Source organism: Capnocytophaga sputigena, from assembly GCF_002302495.1.
GTDB classification, from domain to species: Bacteria; Bacteroidota; Bacteroidia; order Flavobacteriales; family Flavobacteriaceae; genus Capnocytophaga; species Capnocytophaga sputigena.
The window spans coordinates 1,269,656-1,290,297 of sequence record NZ_CP022379.1 but is presented as its reverse complement, the minus strand read 5'-3'; the positions used below and the strand labels follow the sequence as shown (position 1 = coordinate 1,290,297).

General features: G+C 42.8%; 10 protein-coding genes. All 10 read right to left on the bottom strand.

The window, feature by feature from the left end; translation table 11 throughout:
• Positions 1 to 14: 14 nt before the first annotated feature.
• On the bottom strand, positions 15 to 3,071 hold the full coding sequence (gene lacZ, locus CGC57_RS05590; RefSeq protein ID WP_095898314.1) for a beta-galactosidase, LacZ type: 3,057 nt from the start codon (positions 3,069 to 3,071) through the stop codon (positions 15 to 17).
• A 24-nt stretch (positions 3,072 to 3,095) separates the two neighbouring features.
• Positions 3,096 to 4,496 (bottom strand): cellulase family glycosylhydrolase, encoded by a 1,401-nt coding sequence (locus tag CGC57_RS05585; protein ID WP_095898313.1) that lies wholly within the window; start codon positions 4,494 to 4,496, stop codon positions 3,096 to 3,098.
• Positions 4,497 to 4,696: 200 nt separating this feature from the next.
• Entirely contained in the window at positions 4,697 to 7,162 is a 2,466-nt protein-coding gene (gene galA / locus CGC57_RS05580; RefSeq protein ID WP_095898312.1) for a beta-galactosidase GalA, read from the bottom strand.
• The gene (locus CGC57_RS05575; RefSeq protein WP_095898311.1) at positions 7,163 to 7,948 is read right to left on the bottom strand and encodes a glycoside hydrolase family 16 protein; all 786 of its coding nucleotides are present in this window, start codon (positions 7,946 to 7,948) and stop codon (positions 7,163 to 7,165) included.
• Between the two features lie 296 nt (positions 7,949 to 8,244).
• On the bottom strand, positions 8,245 to 9,801 hold the full coding sequence (locus CGC57_RS05570) for a DUF1735 domain-containing protein (protein ID WP_095898310.1): 1,557 nt from the start codon (positions 9,799 to 9,801) through the stop codon (positions 8,245 to 8,247).
• A gap of 144 nt (positions 9,802 to 9,945) precedes the next feature.
• Entirely contained in the window at positions 9,946 to 11,646 is a 1,701-nt protein-coding gene (locus CGC57_RS05565; protein ID WP_095898309.1) for a RagB/SusD family nutrient uptake outer membrane protein, read from the bottom strand.
• A gap of 4 nt (positions 11,647 to 11,650) precedes the next feature.
• The gene (locus tag CGC57_RS05560; protein WP_095898308.1) at positions 11,651 to 14,404 is read right to left on the bottom strand and encodes a SusC/RagA family TonB-linked outer membrane protein; all 2,754 of its coding nucleotides are present in this window, start codon (positions 14,402 to 14,404) and stop codon (positions 11,651 to 11,653) included.
• 149 nt (positions 14,405 to 14,553) lie between these two features.
• On the bottom strand, positions 14,554 to 16,302 hold the full coding sequence (locus CGC57_RS05555; RefSeq protein ID WP_095898307.1) for a RagB/SusD family nutrient uptake outer membrane protein: 1,749 nt from the start codon (positions 16,300 to 16,302) through the stop codon (positions 14,554 to 14,556).
• 12 nt (positions 16,303 to 16,314) lie between these two features.
• Positions 16,315 to 19,599: a SusC/RagA family TonB-linked outer membrane protein gene (locus CGC57_RS05550; protein WP_095898306.1), complete on the bottom strand. Its 3,285-nt coding sequence runs from the start codon at positions 19,597 to 19,599 to the stop codon at positions 16,315 to 16,317.
• A 297-nt stretch (positions 19,600 to 19,896) separates the two neighbouring features.
• Positions 19,897 to 20,637, bottom strand: a complete 741-nt coding sequence (locus CGC57_RS05545) for a hypothetical protein (protein ID WP_095898305.1) — start codon at positions 20,635 to 20,637, stop codon at positions 19,897 to 19,899.
• Between the last annotated feature and the right edge of the window lie 5 nt (positions 20,638 to 20,642).

Here is a 20,642-nt window from a genome sequence, read left to right as displayed (position 1 = left end):
AATTTGCTAATTTTCTAATTTCTTACCTGAATGCTAAATTCGTAATGATAATAGGGTTGGTTGAGTAAAAATTCTTTATGTACGCGTGGCGACCAGCTGTCGTCTCCTCCTACACCCATTTGAGCCTCATCGATGTGCAAATAAGTGTGGTCTCCACGGCGCAGTTCTTGGGTTTCTTTGGATTGGTTCAGCGCATCATCGGAATAGTCTTGCACGTTGAAATTAAAGAGTTTAGGAGCACTGATGTACAGTTCGGTAGTACCCGAAAGGAGTTTGAGCCAACGGGTATCGGTATGGTTGCCATTTTCAGAAGGCATCACATAAGGGAAGTGCATATCCTTTACCGCACCATTATGAATACCCACAAAAGCCGATTCTTTTCTATCGGCATAAGTTTCATAAGGACCTTTGCCGTACCATTCCACTTTGTTAAAACTCTTGTCGAGCGTTAGGAGCATTCCCACTCTTGCCAAAGGAGGCACAGAGGCAGGCACTTCCACATTTGTGCTGATATCTATACGTCCCTCGCCATTGATGAGGTAAGTTACTTGTTGGCTGATATTGCCCGCTTTGGTTTCAATGCGGTTGTGTGCTACTATTTTCACTTGGGTTTCCCCTATTTGCGTAGCTTTCATTTCAGTAGCTGTTACTGCAACTTCTTTTAGCCCCGCTTTGCGCCAAGCTGAGGCATAGGAGTGTTCAAAACCACCTTCATCGTTATCGGTAGGCACACGCCAAAAAGAGGGCACCATCGCTTCTGAAAGCAGGTTTTTCCCTTTATGCGTAAATTGACTTAAACCGCCTGTTTTTTTGCTGAATACAGCTGTAAAATCATCGCCTTTTACGGTGAAGTTTGTCGCTTCATCAGTAAATGTTAGTTTTTTATCAGAAGGTTTAGCGATTTCCCTTACAAAATAGTTAGGGAAGGCGAGTTGTTCTTTGGCTACTTCAAAATCTTTTGAAGTCCAAGTAGTAGCTTTTTTATTCTTAAAACGGAAATTCATAAAGTATTCCTTGCCGTTTTGTACTAATTTTGTATCGAAAGGTATTTGTAGGGCTCTTTGGCTTTGAGGGGCGATGTTCAGGTCGTTGATTACCCCATTGGCAATAGGCTTGCCATTTTCGATAAGTTCCCATTGCAAATACACCTCGTCACTATTTACAAAGTAGTTGCTATTGCTGATGAGCACCAAACCTGTGTTGATATCAATATCTTTTACATTGAAATACTGATATACCTTTTTCAGTTCGTGCATTTCGGGTTGAGGAACGCCTGTGGCATTTACCAATCCATCGTTCACATTTGCCTTGTCGATGTGATTGATGATGTTCCAATACTCTTTGCCGTTCTTATCTTTGCAACGCAACGCTTGATCTTTCCAGTCCCACGTAAAACCACCTTGGTAGCGCTCATTGGTAGCAAAAAGCTCCCAATACTTGCGGAAGTTACCCAAGCTGTTCCCCATAGAATGGGCGTATTCGCAGATAATCACAGGGCGTTTAGGGTCTTCGGTAAAGAGATTGTTCAGGTGGTTGAGCTCGGTGTACATATTAGATATGATATCGTAATGCGAGAGCACGCCCGCATAAGCAGGATTTTTAGATTCGTAATGCACAGGGCGTTTTTGAGGGTCGAGGGCTTTTATTGCCTCATAAGCCGCATCGAAGTTTTTGCCCCAACCCGATTCATTCCCCATCGACCAATAGATGATACAAGGGTGGTTCTTGTCGCGAGCAACCATATTCACATTGCGCTCCACAATATCTTTTTGCCACTCAGGGCGTTCGCCTATATAGTAGCCACTCTCCCACAATCCGTGGCTCTCGATATTGGCTTCGTCTACCACATATAAGCCATATTCGTCGCAGAGGGTATACCACTCAGGCAGATTGGGATAATGTGAGGTACGCACCGCATTGATGTTGTGCGTTTTCATCAGGATAATATCGTCAATCATCGATTGGCGGGTGATAGTGCGACCGTTATAAGGGTCAAACTCGTGTCGGTTTACTCCTTTAAACTTCACAGGCTTGCCATTCACAAGGAGCAATCCGTTGTTTAGTTCAACTTTCCTAAATCCTACATTTTGAGTAAACGATTGTAACACTTTGCCTTTGGCGGTGAGCAAACTGAGTTCCACTTTGTAGAGGTTAGGGGTTTCGGCTGTCCATTTCAACGGATTTTTTACAGCTATTTGGGCACTAATAGTAGCTTCTTTTCCCGCAGCAATATCCGCAATAGAGGCTTTTTCAGTGCCTATCACATTGCCTTTATTGTCTTTAAGAGTAGTTTGTACCACAAGAGCATCGCTTACTTTTTCGCCTAAATTCTGTACCTCTACTTGCACCTGCAAGGTAGCATCGCGGTATTGCGCATCGAGCTGAGGATAAACCGAAAAGTCACGCATACGCAACTCGGGGGTAGCAAAGAGGTATACATCGCGATAAATACCGCTGAGTCGCCAAAAATCTTGGTCTTCTATATAACTGCCGTCCGACCAGTTCAAAACTTTTACATACAGCTCGTTTTTTCCTTTTTTTAGGTAAGGAGTGATGTTGAACTCGGCAGGTAGCATTGCATCTTCGTGATAGCCCACTTGCTTACCATTGATGAACAACTCCATTGCCGATTGCACTCCCGCAAAGTGAATGAACACCTGTTCGCCTTTCCATTTATTAGGCAAAGTGAATTGCGTTCTATACACTCCCGTAGGGTTGTAGTCCTTAGGGGTATAAGGAGGGTTCATCTCAAACGGATATTTGATATTAGTAAACACAGGAGGGTCATATCGGTTGCTTTGCAGTTGCCAATTAGAAGGCACTTTTATAGCGTCCCACTGGCTGATGCCTTTGCCCAAAAAGAAATCGGCAGGCACTTGTGAAGGGTGCTTGAAGTAGGCAAACTGCCAATTGCCGTTGAGGAGTACTTTTCCAGCTGGCTCATAGTGGCTATGGCTTTTTTCGGTGTTGATACTGCTTACCGCTAAGTTTTCCCAATTGTGGGTTTGTGCTGTGCTGAGGCTACTCGCCAAAGCGAAAATGAATAAGAATAGAGTATGTTGTATTCTCATAATCGTTTATTATTTTATGGTTTGTTATTCTTCTAAAATCACTACTATTGAACGTTTGAAGGCTGGAATTAAAGCCTTGTTACTTTCAATAGGTATATGTCGTTTCCATTTGTCAGTCCAAGGATCGTATATACTGTAATGCGTATATTTGTTGTTGATGTGGCTGAGGGGTATTTCGAAATTGCGTTTTATTTCGGCAGGATGCCCATCGTGCAATTCTGTTTTCCAATTATTAGCAAGGTCTCGGCACCACAGAATTGTTTTGGTTTTCCCTTGTAAGCCATAACAATTTACATTCATTGAACTAAATGAAAAAGGTTGCATCGCTTCCTTTATAGGGTCAATGCCTTCAATAGCATTTTTGAAACGCCCAAAGTGATACCACAGTTGGTTAGGCTCGATATAATGATCCCAATGCCAAGTATTGCCCGAACCTGCACTGCCACAAAAGAAAGGCGCAAAAATGAAATCGTGTAATAAGATGCCTTCTGTGTCTTTAGGATAAAGCGCTGAAGGTCCTGCGTGGTTGGGTTGCACTGCACCAATCTCATTGATGACAATAGGCTTGGGGTTTTCTTTAGTAAATTCTAATCCGATATTTACAGCATTGCTCACTAATGAATCGATTGCTCCTTTTACGACAGGATATTGCTGCCACTTGTCTCCCTCGTCTAAATAACGGTGAATGCTCAAAAAATCGTTATTAGGGATTGCTGCTAACTTTTTGTAGTAGTCGTCCATATAAGGGGCGTGCATACTGCCTAAGGTTTGGGTAACCAATTGCTCAGGGCATAACTTTTTCACCTTACCGAGCATCTCTTTGGTAAAAGGAAGCCACTCTGCTTCGGGTACTGCTGAATCCATTTCATTCCACAGTTCCCAACCGTAGAAATATGGGTGGTTTGCACATTTTTTGGCTATTGCTGAAAGGCGTTTTAAGTAGGACTTTTTGCCTTTTTTGCTACTTATGTACTCGCTTACATTCTTGAATTTAGTAGCTAATGAATAACTGTTACACCAAGAAGCCTCAGGTGAGATGTTTTTGGAGATAGTGCGCAAGTGATGCAGGGTGAATTTGATATAAATATGATACTTTTCGGCAAGTTGTAGCAATTGTTCTATACGCACTAACTTCTCGGGGTTGTACTTGCCTTCTTTTTGGTCTTCTATCTCTAAAAAATCGGTGCTTACCCATATACGCATCGCATTTCCGCCATTTTCGGCAAAGTGTTTAAAGTATTTTTCAGCTTCTTCAAAGTTTTGGATAGGCAGATAGTTGGTGCTAATAGGAATCCACGTCGCGCCGTTTTTTTCAAAATAGCGCGGGTGGGTTTTGCTCACTGTTATATTTGCTTGCGAAAAGCCCAGTGCTCCACACAAGCAAAGTAGCCAAAGCAGTATTTTAGATAGTTTTATGTTAAACATTTTTTTACAAATCAAGAATTTATTTAAATCTCCTACAAATCATACGAATTGTGATATATAAAATAATAGCTTCCAAGAATTTATTTTTGGGTGTTTGTTTCGAGGGCGTTTGTTTTGGGCGTTTGTTTTTGGGGGCGTTTGCAAAACGCCCCTACACAACATACCCTAAAAGTGATTGATTATCAAAGTGTAGCGACTTTTCACTTTTCACTCTTCACTATTATTTGTGCTTCTTTTAGACCTTTGGCAGTAGCGCGCAATTGCAGTTTGCCACCTTTTTCACCTGAACGGATAATCACTTGGCATTTACCATTGAAAAGTTTGCGCTCTACACGTTCTTCTTTGGCAAAAGCGTCTTTCTCGTGCGAACTGGGGTCTCCATTGCCCACGCCTGCTATGGTGGCATCACCTATGAGTTCAAACTGGATTAGGTTCTGAGCATCAGGTACTTCTCGCCCTTTTTTATCTACTACACTCACGTTTACCACTACGACATCTTGCTTGCCAGCTTTCAGCTGTGTTTTATGAGGGGTGAGCACAATTGCATAGGGATTTTCGGTAGTAGTAACTTCGGTAGTAACCCGCTTTCCATTCTTAGTGCCTACGGCTTTCAGCGTACCTTTTTCGTAGGGTACATCCCAATACAAATGCCCAAAAGTAGGTGTTTTTTGTTTACCAAGCGACTTTCCGTTTAAGAAAAGTTCTACTTCTTCGGTATTGCCATAGACCCACACTTTTACCATAGAGCCTTGTGGCAGGTTGAGATTCCAATGAGGAGCTATGTGTAACACAGGCATTTCACCCCACTGGGCTTTGTAATAATAATACACGTTCTTAGGGAAACCACACACATCCATTACCCCAAAATGTGAACTGATATTAGGCCACGCAAAGGGAGTAGGCTCTCCGCGATAGTCGAAACCCGTCCATACGAAACCTCCCATAAAACGAGGGTCGTTAGCCGTTGTGCTGTACCACTGCTGTGCTTGTGATGCCCAACTGGGGTAACTCTTGTCTTGGTCGAGCAGGTAAGCGCGGAGGGTATCGGCTACAAAATGACCGCTGTAACCGCCTGCTTTGTCAAGCACGATTTCTGGCAAATATACCCCTCGAGTACCCACAGTGCTAGCTACTTCGGTACCGATGATAGGTTGGTTAGGGTGTGCTTTCTCATAATCGGTAAGCCCATAGAGGTTGTAATTGAAGCCTCGTACGGGTATGGCAGCACTCACACCTTCACTTTCATTACCCACATTAGCACCATAAGTGCTCACGCGCGACGGGTCTAAATGCTGTTGTAAGCTCACCAACGTACGCGCAATGCGCTCACCAGTTTCGGTGCTTTGGATTTTTTCTTCTTCATTCCCGATGCACCACATAAAAACGCTAGCGTGATTGCGGTCGCGCTTGATAAGGTCTTCAAATTGTTGGCGGTATTCTCGTCCGCTGTTTAAGAGTCGGGTTTCGTCCATCACTAATAAACCCAAACTGTCGCAGGCTTGAAGCACGACAGGGCTGTGAGGGTGATGGGCAGTGCGGTAGGCATTGGCACCCATCGCTTTGAGTAGCCCAACGCGATAGTACTGCAACTCATCTAATAGAGCCGTACCTACGCCGGCGTGGTCTTGATGTACACACACGCCCTTTATTTTCATTTTTTTGTTATTGAGGTAAAAGCCGTCGGGTTTATAACTGAAAGTACGCACTCCAAAACGAGTGTGAATGAGGTCGGTAGTTTTTCCGTTAGCAGTGATTTTTGTTATTAGAGTATACAGATAAGGATGTTCGGTATCCCAGAGTTGTACATTAGGAATATTGAAGTTACTCTTTACTGTTAGTTTTTCGTTAGGATCAAAAGTAGCATTTGCAGATTGGTGAGTGGCTATTACTTTTTTTTCGCGGTTGAGTACCGTCCATTCCACTTGAAATGTTTGTGAGCTTGTATCTCGGTTATAAACCGTAGTTTCGGCGTGCATTTCGGCTTGTTTGCCAATGCTTTTGGTATAAATAAAAACCTCTTCGGGGGAAGAATGCACAGGGCTGTAAGAGTTCAGCCACACGTGCCGATAGATACCTGCCCCTTCGTAAAACCAACCCTCATTTTGGGTAGCGTCTACCCTTACGGTAATGACATTAGGCTTGCCAAAATGCACCAAATCGGTAATATCGTACTTTACGCCCGTATAGCCGCTGAGGTGTTGCCCTACATAAATGCCATTGACCCAGCATCTACTGTCTCTAAAGATACCGTCGAATTGCAGTTCGATGCGTTTGCCAGCTTCGGCTTTGCTGAGGTCAAAGGTTTTTCTATACCAACCGATACTACGCTCGGGGAAGGCATTGCCTAAGGCTTTATAGCCGTGTGACCAATCGCCTTTTTCACTGAAAGGGAGGGATACAGCCCAATCGTGAGGGAGGTCGACGATTTGCCAAGAGCTATCGTCGTAGTCGATACTTGAAAAGTTAATACCTTTGGAGAGTGTTTTGGAGAAGTCGTTATACACGCGGTAGTACAAATCTTTGGAGGGGTCGGTAGCGTGTCCGAGGGTAAATTTCCAATGGTTATCCAACAAAATATGTTCCCTTGTGGCTTGCCCATAGATGGGGAGGGCAAGCCATAGGGACATACAGATAAGGATGAAAAGCAATTTGTTTAGATGAGTCATTTATTTTTTAGGTACATATTTATATACCTTAGCCCAGTCTACTTGGAGTTTGAGGGCTTTGGTAAAAGGTTTGTTAATGTCTTTTTCGGTTTGGAAGCACAAGTGATGAGGAGCTTTGGCTATTGCCACAGGGTCTTTGAGATCCAATACTAATTTGTTATCGATGTAAATCTTGATGTACTCAGGCGCCCATTCCATTGCTACGATGTGCCAATCGCTTTTGTTGTATTGGAAAGTTTGTTGGTACTTTTGGTCTTTACCAGATACGCCATAGTGGATATTCGTATTCCAAGTGTTGTTCTCGTGAGCAGTCTCGTAGATATCATTTTCGCCATCGTCAGGCCATTTTTCACTTTCAGGCCAAGTAAGTCCTAAACCGCTGGAAGACTTATGAGGGTCTTCGTCCATACGGATTCTGAACTCAAATTTGCCGTATTTGTAGTTCTTTTTATGGGCAATACCGCCTGTCATAAACCAGCCATTGCGTTTAGGGTCTTTGTCGATAAGGCAGTTTAGGAAGCCATCTTTTACTTCAATAGCATAAGTACGGCGGGTGTTCTCGGGTTTGAGTTTGCCTTCTTTTTCGAGGTATTCATTGTCGTACACTGCCCAATTATCGGTGTTTAAGGCATTGCCATCGAAATTTTCTTGAAAGTCTAAAACCCATTCAGTAGGGGTTTCGGGCATAGGATTCTCCTCGATAGGGGTATCACCGCCTGACTTGTTGCAGGCGGTAATACCACATAAAAATATTGAGAGAAAACTAAATAATTTCAGTGTGTTCATATTGTTTAGTATTAATTTGATTTTTTAAAAAAGGCGTTTGCAAAAGGTTTTGATATGGGGATTTGTATGGGGGCTGTCCTAAAAGTTTTTCTTGAGAGGGCGTTTGCAAAACGCCCCTACAAACATACTTCAAAAATTATTGATAATCAAAGTAATCAACTTTGCCAAAGGTCGTAGCACGACGAGCAATTAAAACTTTGGCAAAGTGTAGTGATGCAAAAGTGATTTTGAGACTTTTTGGATAACCCTTACAAACATAATCGAAATAATCGAAATAATCCAAGAATATAAGATTATTAAGGTGCTTTTTTGATAAAAATATCTGAAAAAGTTAAGTCTTCGTAATTGTTATCCCAGCTACCTATTTTTATCACAAAGAATAACTTACCACTTTTTGTAGCGGTATAAGTCTTTTCACCTGAAGCTAATTCCGACATCAATCCGCTTTTAGGAGTTTTGATTTCTCCCGAAAGGTCAAACACTTTGCCATCGTTGAAGTCTTTACCTTCTTCAGGTTCCCACTGACTTATATACACTTGTATCCAGCCCCACGCTTTGCCTTTGGCGGTGAGTGTCATATCGTAAGTATAAGTTTCTCCTCCGCTTACTTCAATAGGTTGATAGATCACGTGGTTGAACTTCTTGCCTTCGGTACCTGAGGTATAATGAATATTACCATTGGTAAAGGTGATATCGGCTTTTTCTGAAAGACCTCCATTGATGCCTTGCAACAGTATTTTCCAAGCGTCTTTCTTGATGCGGGTTTCTACAGCAGGTTTAGGAGGCTTAGGACTGTTATCTTTTTTGAATACGATATCAGAGAGGGCTAAATCCTCGAAATTATTATCCCAGCTACCTATTTTTATTACAAAATAGATCTTACCAGTTTTACCAGCGGTATAGGTTTTTTGGTCTTGGATAGCTGAAAGTTCCGCAAATGAGCCACTCATAGGCGAGGTGATGTTATTTTGGAGTTCTAATACCTTGCCGTCGCCAAAATCTTTGCCTTCTTCAGGTTCGTGTTCACTCACATACGCTTGTATCCAACCCCACGCTTGACCTTTGATTTCCACGTGCATATCGTAAGTGTAAGTTTGTCCTTTTTCTACATTTACCGGTTGGTAAATCACGTGGTTGAACTTACCGCCCACTTTGCCAGAAGAGTAATGTATATTACCCTCAACGATATTAATCTTAGCATCGGCAGTGATTTTGCCGTCGATACCTTGTTTTACTACCTTCCAAGCATCTTTTTTGAGCAAAGTTTCCAAGGTAGGTTTAGGAGGCTCAGGAGGAGTAGGCAAGAATTTTGCACCATCAATCACTACTATGGTAGTTGCTTTAGAGGCGAGAATTTTCTCGTTCCCATAGATGCTAACAGCCAAAGCGATGCGATTTTTGTAATAATCGGGGTGTGCGGTAAGGATTTTTTGCATATCCACTTCTAAGTAGAAAGACTCTTCATTTTTACCAGAAGGGATGGTAGCGCTTTCAGGCAGAGTGTAAGAACCTTCGGGCAGTACAACAGCCGGTTTTTTCTCATCGTTTTTGTACTTTTCTACATAAGCATTAGTAGCTTGTGCATCTACTTTTACTTTTACAGCAAAGCCATCGGTAGAGAGACCTGAATTTTTCACGCCCAATACTATTTTCAATTTTTTGGTAGTCTCGTTGAAAGTGTAGTTCTCGGAGTTTCCGCCGAAAGGCACATTGTATTCATTACCTCCGTTGTTTAAGGAGGCTTGCGGCATATAAAGGGTAGTAATGCCGGGGTCTTCGAAAACATCGTCTTTTTTACAAGCGATGAAGGCTACGAATAGGAGTAGCAATAATGTAATGTTTTTTGTTTTCATATATAAGAGATTGTCTGTCCTCACCCCCTCCTTCTCCCCCTCCCCCAAAGGGAGGGGGAGGGAATCCGCAAAAGCGATGAGGTTTGTTATTCAGTTATTTTTTTAAATTGACGTATTTCGTCATTCGTCACTCGTCATTTGTTATTACCAACCTGGGTTTTGTTTTACAATTCCGTTGGATTTATTGATTTCACTATGAGGGATAGGGTAGTAATACATCTTTTGGGTAAAAGTGCGCTTTTCTACTTCTTTTACTTGATAGCTAAAATGATTGCCGTTTTTGGTAGCTTGTACTCCCGTAAGTGGCTCATTGAGCACGATAGCAGCCTCTTTCCAACGGCGCAAATCCCAATAGCGGTGTTCTTCAAAGGCGAGTTCTATACGGCGTTCGTGTTTTACTTTTTCTCTGAACTCCTCTTTTGATGCTGTAGTAATCGCAGGCATTTCCACACCCGTTCTGCCTCTCACCAAATTGATAGCCTCTTTGGCAGTGAGTGCATAACCATTGTTAGCATCGGGTCCGTAGGCTTCGTTCATCGCCTCGGCATAGTTGAGGTAAATTTCAGCCAAGCGGAACACTATCCAAGAGCGGAGTCTTTTCTCGTCTTGTACTAAATCGAGATTGTCGTTCAAAAACTTTTTGAGGTAGTAGCCCGTGCGAGAAGCGTTTTTGGCGTTGTAGTTGTCAGCGCCACCTGCGTATATTTCTATCATGCGTCCGTTCCATTGGCTGTTGTTGGTTACTATTGTATAGCCGAGTCGGGGGTCGCGATTGGCGTATATATCATTAGGGTCGGGGGCACCTTTGTACTCATAAGCACTTACCAAATTATGCGAAGGCGTGATGCCGCTGTTGCCTCCGGCACTGCCAATAGGGTAGTTTTTTCTTTCCAAATCATTGGTGGCGCTTTGGCGAATAGCAAAAATCGTTTCAGAGCTTTTCGCGCTTCTGTCGCCGAGAAACAAATCGCGGTAACTATTGTCGAGGCTGTAAAGATTTAAGCTGAGGAGCTCATTGGCAGCCTCGGCAGCTGCTTTCCACTTGTTCACATCGTTGGTGGGGTTGTACAGCGGACTTGCCGCATAGAGCAACACTCTGGATTTGAGGGCTAAGGCAGCGCCTTTGGTAATGCGCCCATCTAAGCCAATATCAAAATCTCTTCCCCAATTCGTAATCAAGCTATCTTTGGAAGCATCGATTTCACTCACGATATAGTTCACTACCTCGTCCACTGTGTTGCGAGGCAAATGCGTGTTACTATCGGCGGAAAGCGTTGTTTTTACAAGAGGCACACCTCCATAGCGTTTCAGTAGTTCGAAATAGAAATAAGCGCGCAACACGCGGTTTTCAAAGCGCAAAGCCCGTATACTCTTTACATCGCGATTGTAGTTGTTGATGTCGTTTTGAGTGATAAGGTTGCGGTTCTGCTTTAAGAAAGAAGCATAGTTAGGGAATTTTTCCAAGAAATAAGTAGCCGCTTGTATACCTTCGTAGTTGTAAGCATACGTATTATCGGGGTTGTTGGTGCTATTCCAGCTTCCTTCGTTAAAAACTTGAGTGTTTGAAGGCGAAAGCGTATATTCAGCCTCGTCGCTCACTGCCGCAAACAGATTGCCATCGATGGCATCAAAGCGGTTTTGCAAACGCGTATAGGCAGCATAACCAAAGTCGTACAACACTTGGTAATTGGTTTTTATCTGCTCATCGGTATCGTAAATATCTTCTTTGGTGTCTAACACATTACACCCGATGAGTGTACTCATCAGCGCAATGCAGCTCACTGCAAAGATTGTTCTGCTCGGTTTATTACTCTTTAACATAGCGATATATTTTCGGTAGTTCATTTGTTTAAAACTTTAAAGACACCCCCATAGTAACCGATTTGAGGGCAGGGTAACCCGATAGCACTTCGGGGTCTAAGTCGTAATCGGTAAGCAGTGATGAGAAAGTAAACGGATTGGCGGCATTTACGTAAATGCGCAATTTGCTAACGCCTATCTCGTCGAGCATTCGTTTAGGAATGCTGTAACCTAACTCTATGTAGCGTACTCTTAGGTAATTAGCTTTCTTTATCCACAAGGTGGAAGGCTGGGTGTTATTGTTGTTGCTCAATAACGACAAACGTGGGTATTGGGCGCTGCTACGGGTATCAATCCCTTGTGCAGGATAGTAAGCCCAGCGGTTTTTGGCGATAGCATACACATTGCCGTTGTTCTCGAAAGCAACTGTTTTTTGGCGTGCATCGTCTAATAAATTCACCTCTCTGCCTTGTACGCCTTGTACGAGCACGCCAAGGTCAAACCCTTCATAACCAAGGTTGAGTGTACCAGCATAAGTGAGTGTAGGGAGGTAACTTTTGCCTATTTCAGTTTTATCGGCAGGGTCTATACGGTTGTCGCCATTTAGGTCGCGGTATTTCACATCACCAGGGGCAACGTTTCCAAAGGAAGGTTTAGGGAGTGAAGGTAGCAGGTTGCCATTGCTGTCAAAATCGTTGATGTCGTAAAAACCAGCAGCTTCATAGCCAAAGCGCGTGCCGATAGGTCGACCTGTTTGTGCTGAACTCTCGCTAGTAGCATCGTACTCAGCCATATAGTCAATTTTGTTTTTAGCATACGAAGCATTAGCACCTATACTATAAGTGAGTTTTCCAGCTGCATTGCTGTAAAGCGTACTCACTTCAAAACCTCGGTTAGTTACCTTTCCTATATTTTTATAGGGAGGGGTAGCCCCAAAGATACTTGAAATGCTGTAATCGGGGGTGATAATACCTTCGTGTTTGTTGAGGAAAGCATCTATCATCACGTCCCATTTGTTAAAGAATTTAGCTTCCACGCCTATGTTGTACTTATAGGCTTTTTCGGCAAATATACGCTCATTAGGCACATATTTTAGTCCGATAGCACTATGCCAAGAAGGGTCGTCGTTTCCTGTGGCAAAACCACCTCCTCCGTAAGAACCGTAATAGCGTTCGTATAAGTAGCGACCTTCGTTGTACACATCATTACCGGTACTACCTACTGAAGCGCGCAATTTTAACCGATTGATATTGGTATTCGCCGAAGGGTGTTGCTCATTGAAAACCTGATAGGCTGCTGAAAGGGCGTGATAAAAACCAAACTGATTGCCTTTCTTGTAGTTATCTGATCCACCGAAGGCAAAACCAAATTCAGCCGATACGCGTTTGTTCCAATCGTAGAACACACGTCCGCCAATGTTCTGATAAGCGTAGTTGTTGTTCAAGCCTGCTTTGCCGTTGAGATTGTCGTCTATATTATAAACGTATTGAAGGTAGTTTACCGCTGTTTGGAAAGTGTTTTGCCCAAATTCACGGGCATAACCTGCCCCCAACAGCAACTGCAAACGGTTCCATTGGTTGGTACCCCAGTCGTCGTCTACTTTGTAGTTGCTATCGCGATGGGTGGTTTGTGCTACCCCATTGAACATACGAGTGTAATCTCTACTTACAATGCGTGTGCCTCGTGTCCACGAACTGAGCGATACACCTTGTTGTATGTACAGCCCAGGGGTGATGAAGTCTAATTTCTCTTTTAGGTTGAAATTAGCCCCTAAAGTGCGATCGTGTAGTTGCTTGATACCTAAGGCTCGGATAGAAGCATAAGGGTTATCGGGGTGGATAGCTGTACCAGGGAAAGACCCATTAGGGTTTTGCGCCGGATAAATGATATTAGGGTAGCTCGCCAAGTTTTGCCAGAGCTTATACTCGTTGTAATTAGGCGATTTACGGTCTTCTATACGCCCGTTGATATTTACATTTCCTTCAAATATTTTGAGCATACTGAAGTCTAAATTTGCCTTTACGAGATATTGGTCAAACCTTCCGCTAGAATGTGAATCGTCGTTCTTAGAGGCGTACAAACCACTGTTGCCGGCGTGCCCTAATAGCACAAAATACTTGGTAGTAGCCGAGCCTCCGCGTATGCTCACATCCTGCCTATCAAACAAAGCCGATTTTTTGAGCACTTTGTCGTACCAATCGGTGTTGTATTTCACATCGTTAGGAATATTGTAAAAGCTCGTCCAAGCCCCTGCATCGTTACTGTAAGCCTCGTTGTATAGCTGGGCATACTCGGTAGCCGATAGCGGTTTGCTCAGTACCGTAGGCATTTGCACGCCTGTTTGGAAATCTACCCCTACCACAGGCTTGCCTTCTGCACCGCGCTTGGTGGTAATCCACACGATGCCGTGTGCGCCTTTCATACCAAACGGCGCTAAGGCAGCCGCATCTTTCAAAACCGTAATCGACTCAATTTCGGAAGGTGATAGCAGTATAAAATCACTTTGGTAACCATCGATAAAATAAGTAACCGAAGGGTAGTTGTACGAACCCAACCCACGGATATTTAGGCTGGCATTGTCCATTCCTCCGCCTTGCAATACAGTGAGCCCAGGTAGCACCCCAAACAAACTGTTGGTAAAGTTAGTTGTGGGCATTTTCAAGAGTTGTTCTCCTTTTACTGATGAGGTAGAAAGCGTAGACAATTCTTCGGGTATGTTCAGAGGGCTTTGTGCCTGCACAGCACCTGCCCAAAGCATACAGCCCACAAGGCCACAAAATAATATGTTATGTTTATATTTCATTTCAGTTGTTTTTATTATACGTGAGTTTAGGATATTTTTTTGCTTTCCACGAATCTCACGAATTTACACGAATTGTATTCAGTATGAAATTCCTTTATATTGTATAATCTCACGAATTTTCACCTTATGGTGAATTTCTTTTGTTTATATCAATAACCAGGGTTCTGTATCAAATAGCCTTTGTTCACTTCCGATTGAGGGAAAGGCTCTAAATACTGACTGTTATCCCAATATCCTGTATAGACAGGTTTCACAGCATAAGAAGCGTAATCCCAAGCGTTCCACCCTTCCGATTTCCCTGGGGCGTACTCAAAAACTACTCCTTTCTTTGCCCCTCCAATGATACCATTGGCGATATCGGTGAGTTTCCAGTGTTTTACATCAAAGTAACGGTGATTCTCTTCGTAGAACTCTACCGCCCACTCTCTTTGTACAATTTTGCGCAAAGCATCTTGTCCTGTTTCAGTAACATTGGGTAGCCCTGCACGCGAGCGGATAACGTTTAGGTTTTGCAAAGCCTGAGCAGGATTGCCTGCTTCGTTATAGGCTTCGGCGAGATTCAAATAGAACTCAGCTAAACGGTACAAAGGGAATTCAAACCAATCGCGGGTATCAGCCATATAGAAGAATTTTACACGGCGTCCTGCGCCTTCACTGCCCGCTCTCTTTTCCCAAGTAGAAGCATTTGCCAAACTCTCACTTGACCAATAATGCGAGCTCGGGTTGTTCCACGCTTGTTGTCCTGCAATTGCTGCTGAGGCTTTAAAGCGTGCTTCTAACTCATTGCATTTGTTCACATAAGTTGCGTAGCTTTCCCAGTTTTCACCCGTCCACGTTTGGTCGGTACCATCAGTTTTGTAGTATTGAGTAAGCTGCAAGTAACTCATAGAATTTGCTCCTCCTGGTTGGCTGTGAGGGTTATAAGCCTCTATAAAGCTTTGTGATTTAAAGGCGAGGAGTACTTCTCGGTTGTTAGAGGTTGCTACTGCTGTACCGTAATCGGCTAAGGGGTTGCCCGTATTGATGATTTGGTAACCATTGGCAGTTGCCCAGCGTATCACTTGCTCATTTGCCTCTATGGCTTGTTGCCACAACGAAGCATCGTGTGTGCCAAAACAAATCAGGTTGTTATTACCTCCCAAACTCATATAAGGCGTATTGCTATTGAATAGCGGACGTGCGGCATACATCAATGCTTCGGCTTTGATACACATTGGGATACCTTTGGTTACACGTCCTTTTTCCGAAGCGTTGTAGCTATCGGGCAGGTCGGGAATAGCTTTGTTGCAAAGGGCAATAATATGGTTTAAGGTAGCGCGCAAGGTAGCGCGAGGGATATTCAGCTCGGAATCTACTGAAAGAGTACCCTCTATAATAGGTACCCCGCCGTAACGTTTAAACATCTCCTCATATCGGTAGGCGATGAGGGTGTACATTTCGGCTTTGATACTTTTCTTTTGTACCTCAGTAAGATCGGGGACTTTATCGATATTTTCAATCACCAAATAGCACTGACGGATAGATTGATAGTTGAACACAAAACCATCGGAGCTAAGCGCTTTGCCATCGGAGTCGCTGGCTACCATTCCAGAACGTTGAATTTTATAGGTGTCTTCCCAACTGAATTTCACATCGTTCACTTCTCCTGATAGGTGAGAGAGTGTACCTGCTTTCAGCCCGCTAATGCGCCCATTGTCGTAACGCAAGGTAATACCCGATTGCAGGCTCATCGCGTAGGCTTGGGCAATAGCCGAGAGAGATTTCTGTTTGCTCGAAAAGATAGAATCGACATTCACATCGCTTCCTAAACTCTTTTCGAGGAAGTGGTCTTCTAACTTACAAGAAAATACTTGTGAGAAAAAGACGAGGATTAAGGTGGTATAAATGAGCTTTTTCATTGGTTGTATTTTTTAAAATTGAACGTTGAGCCCTACGCTATAAGTGCGGGTCATAGGGTAGAGATATCCAGAGGCAGCGCCGTTAGAATCTTGTTGTTCGGGGTCGTAACCATCGTGCATTTTAGACCACGTATAGAGGTTGTTACCGCTCACCGATAGTTTCACCGATGAGATACCCGTTTTTTCTAACCACATTTTCTTTTGCAAGAGATAACTTACTTCTATGTTTTTCAGTTTGATATGGTCGGTAGAGAGCAACCAGAAGTCGCTAAACAATCCGTTGATATTGTCGCCAGTGCGCATAGAAGCACGTGGGAAAGTAGGGGTAATGCCATTTTGAGCTTTCTCAGGAGTCCAACGTCCGTCGTACTGATGTTGGAAAGCAGCCCCTGTACCCATATAGAAAGGGTTGCGGGTATAGAAATCCAAAGGCATAGAACCTTGAGCCGTACCAGTGAATAGCACTGATATTTCAAATCCTTTGTAGCCTACATTGAGGTTTGCCCCAAAAGTATAGCGAGGGAAGTTCGCATAACCAATAGGCACGCGGTCTTTCTCGTCGATAACGCCATCGCCATTCACATCTACATAGCGGAGGTCACCAGGTTGCACTTTATTGCCATCAAAACGCGAATAAGGGCGTTGCATTACCTCTTGCCAAGTATTGTAGAAGCCATTGGTGAGATAACCTCTATACTGCCCGATAGCATAGCCCGTTTCATTCATCCAAGGATAAGGATTGTTAGGCTCATCGCGGTAGTCTATTTTGTTTTTGGCATAGGATACATTCCCCCCGATGCCATAAGTGAAATCGCCTATCTTGTCGCCCCAGTGCACTTGTACTTCATAACCTTTATTGGTTACTTTACCTATATTGCTCGCAGGAAGGTCAGAACCTACAATACCAGGCACTGTACCTCTGTTCCACAAGATGTTATCGCGTTTTTCTTGGAATACATCGGCATTGATGGTAAGCCTATCTTTAAACATATTCAGGTCGATACCTGCATTGCTCTTTTTGGCGCGTTCCCAAGTAACATTGGGGTTCCCTACACGCGTTTCCCAAGCACCGGTATAGAAAGGGTCTTTGGTAGTACCATCACTACTACCGAAATAGTAACCTCCTGCACCATAGCCATCGTTGTGGTAACCTTCATAGCCGTAGCCCCAAGTACTAGGCAAGTATAGAAAACGGCGACCACCTACTTGGTCATTCCCTACTTCGCCATAAGAACCTCTGAGCTTTAAGTAAGTAACAATATTGTTTTTAGGGAAGAATTTTTCGTTAGTAACTACCCAACCCAATGAGAAGGCAGGGAAGAACCCGAAGCGTTTGCCAGGAGCGAAATTTTCGGTACCATTATACCCCATATTACCTTCAATAAGGTAACGGCGGTCGTAATCATAAGTAACCCTACCGGCAAGCCCCATAATACCAGCAGGCACGTTGAACTCAAAACCAGGGTCATACGTTTTTTGTCCGTTAGCCAAAAGTAAGGCAGTGATATTGTGTTTTCCGAAAGAGCGGTCGTAGTTCGTAGCTACTTCAAAATAGAGGCGACGCCACTTGCTTGACTTAAAGCGGTCGGTAAGGGTAGTGTGTTTGAGTCTGCCGCCAAAGAAGAGTAGTTCAGCAGGGTTTTTAGGGTTGCGAGTTACGCTATACGAAGGGATAGAGCGTTCTCTTTTAACCCCTTTTCTATACAAATCGTTGTAAGAAAAAGTACCCGAAATAGAAAGCCCCTGAGTGATATAATCGAGTTTGTGTTTCAGTTTTAAGTTTAGGTTTAAGTCCGTTTGATAGGTAGTAAGGTAAGGTCGCCAGAGCAAACTGGACAATACGGAATAACCTGTACCTCCTTTGCCTACTAAAGGATTTACACCATCTACATATCCATCGATTAAACGTCCATCTACAATACCAGGACCTGCAAAAGGCGTATTAGCCAAGATATGCACTAACATCGACTTTTTGCGGGCTGTTTCGCTGTTTACATCGCCGTCTTGCTCACTACCTAAAATACCTCCTACCTTTGAAGATACAGCAGCGAGGTCGAGGGTGAGGTTGGTGCGATCGGTAAGTTCAAAATCGAAGTTAGAGCGGAAGTTGTAACGCTGGTATTTAGAGTTTACATCGGCGTTGTGGTAGTTAGTTTCTTTGAAAGTACCTCCTTGATAGAAATAGCCCAAAGAAGTAAAATAACGCGTTTTCTCACTTCCCCCTGATACGTTTAGGTTAAATTGCGTTTGAGGAGATACCCCGCCAAAAGCCTCTTTGAAATAGTTATGACTGGTGTAATATAACGCTGGGCTATTTAGCAGGGCTTGTTTTTGTTCAGGAGTGAGGTTCATCGCTTCCACCTCTTGAGGTGTATAGTCGCGATTGTTCTTGAACTTCCAGAGCTCGTTGTGAAAACCGCTTTCACTGAACAGCTTATCGAAGTTACTAGGGTCGTTGTCATTGCGAATAGCTTCGTTGCGGAAGCGCGCATAATCATAAGAATTGAGTAAATCTAACTGAGTAGCCAACTGACTCATACCAAAGTTATAAGTAAGACTCACTTTAGGAGCGCCAGAGCGACCTCTTTTGGTAGTTACTACCACCACCCCGTTAGCGCCTTTCACGCCGTAGACAGCTGTAGCCGAAGCGTCTTTCAATAAGTTAATACTTTCAATTTCGTAAGGATCCATCGCATTTACGGCATTCATAGAGCTTTGGATACCATCTACTACTACCAAAGGTTCTTGGCTACTTGCATTGAAGGTACTCACCCCGCGAATACGAATGGTGGTAGCATTTCTACCAGGCTCACCGCTGGACTGAGTGGAGGTAATCCCTGGCATACGCCCAACCAGCGCATTGGAGACATTGGCAACTGCATTTTCTACGAGTTTATTTCCTTTGACAGAAGAAATAGCACCTGTTACGGTTTCCTTCTTTTGGGTACCATACCCCACCACCACCACTTCTTTTAGTTCGGTGGTTTCGGGCAAGAGTTTTACGGTGATGTTGTTGCGGTTTTGTGTTTGCACTTTAGTGCTTTTATATCCTATATAGGATATATCTAAGGTAGCACCACCGTTTTTTAGGGTCAGCTGGAAGTTGCCATCGAAATCGGAGCTTACCCCGTTTTTGGTACCTACTTCCAAGATAGTAGCCCCCATTAGAGGCATATTGTCTTCATCAACTACTTTTCCTCTGATTGTTTGTGCGGATAGCGACTGTATTCCTGCACAAAGCCCCAAGAGCCATACGAGCATCAGTAGTTTGGTTTTGTATGAATGTAATCTATCCATAATTTTGGCATTTTAGTTATATGGAAAATGTTTAATTTCGATGGGGCAAAGGTAGGAAGTTACATCAATAAGGTTGTTATCATTTCTTTTCGTTTATTTATCAAAATCTATACGTTATAAAATTATCTTAAAGTAAAGGAAATATATAGGTGGATATTATTGCCTGTTTTTCAGTTGGTTAAAATATTTTTATATATAATTAGCAGAGGCAATATTACATATTTTAATACAAATAAGCAAGTACAGGTTTAAAAAAAGAAGAGAGAAGGTGTGGTAGAGGAATAAGAAGATGTTGCCTCACGAAATTGTTATATTTGATAGAATACTTCCCCATTTGTCTATTGTCATACTCTCAAAACCTTTAGGTGAACGCAATCTAATTTCTCTTAGCAGAAATATCAATTGTTCTTTAGTAAGAGCTACTGCTGTAATACTACATCTTATATATAATCCGTATATATCATTTCTGGCGTTGTAAAAAACCTTTATTCTTTTGAGATTACTTATGGCAACACTGAATGTTTGAATACCAGAGAACAAGTAAACACGCCTTTTACAAAAGATAAAAGGTGGTAAATACTTTTGTTTTTCTTTTAAAAGAGGTTCTGTAGCACGTAAAGTTTTGAAATCTCTATCGCTCATTTCATCTAATAAAATAGTACGAGATTTTAAATCACGTTGAGCAAGATATGAAAGAGTATAATAAACTAAAAAGATAGGAAGAGGGAGAAGTATAAAAACATATCCTATTAAAGTGTAAGGTTCTAATAAGTCCTCAAAATGAGGAAGGGGGAATATCACCCAAAATATACCCCAAATAATGCCAATAGTTCTTGTGCCTAAAAAAATGAGTTTAGGTAATACAGATTTGAGAGTTACTCGATAAGCCTCTCTTTCAGGATTAATAAGCGTTTTGGGAGCTTTCTTTTTGTCAAAATAGCGTTGTGTAGGAGTTTTGAAAATCCAAATAGGAGGAACTACAAATAATACTGTAAAAGCTATTACTATTAAAAAAAGAAACCAAAAGATAAGTCCCATAACTA

What these genes read in the sequence shown, in the direction of transcription:
- lacZ (WP_095898314.1), bottom strand. Translation starts at nt 3,071, where the DNA reads ATGAGAATACAACATACTCTATTCTTATTCATTTTCGCTTTGGCGAGT.
- CGC57_RS05555 (WP_095898307.1), bottom strand. Translation starts at nt 16,302, where the DNA reads ATGAAAAAGCTCATTTATACCACCTTAATCCTCGTCTTTTTCTCACAA.
- CGC57_RS05545 (WP_095898305.1), bottom strand. Translation starts at nt 20,637, where the DNA reads ATGGGACTTATCTTTTGGTTTCTTTTTTTAATAGTAATAGCTTTTACA.
- CGC57_RS05565 (WP_095898309.1), bottom strand. Translation starts at nt 11,646, where the DNA reads ATGAACTACCGAAAATATATCGCTATGTTAAAGAGTAATAAACCGAGC.
- CGC57_RS05575 (WP_095898311.1), bottom strand. Translation starts at nt 7,948, where the DNA reads ATGAACACACTGAAATTATTTAGTTTTCTCTCAATATTTTTATGTGGT.
- CGC57_RS05570 (WP_095898310.1), bottom strand. Translation starts at nt 9,801, where the DNA reads ATGAAAACAAAAAACATTACATTATTGCTACTCCTATTCGTAGCCTTC.
- CGC57_RS05585 (WP_095898313.1), bottom strand. Translation starts at nt 4,496, where the DNA reads ATGTTTAACATAAAACTATCTAAAATACTGCTTTGGCTACTTTGCTTG.
- CGC57_RS05560 (WP_095898308.1), bottom strand. Translation starts at nt 14,404, where the DNA reads ATGAAATATAAACATAACATATTATTTTGTGGCCTTGTGGGCTGTATG.
- galA (WP_095898312.1), bottom strand. Translation starts at nt 7,162, where the DNA reads ATGACTCATCTAAACAAATTGCTTTTCATCCTTATCTGTATGTCCCTA.
- CGC57_RS05550 (WP_095898306.1), bottom strand. Translation starts at nt 19,599, where the DNA reads ATGGATAGATTACATTCATACAAAACCAAACTACTGATGCTCGTATGG.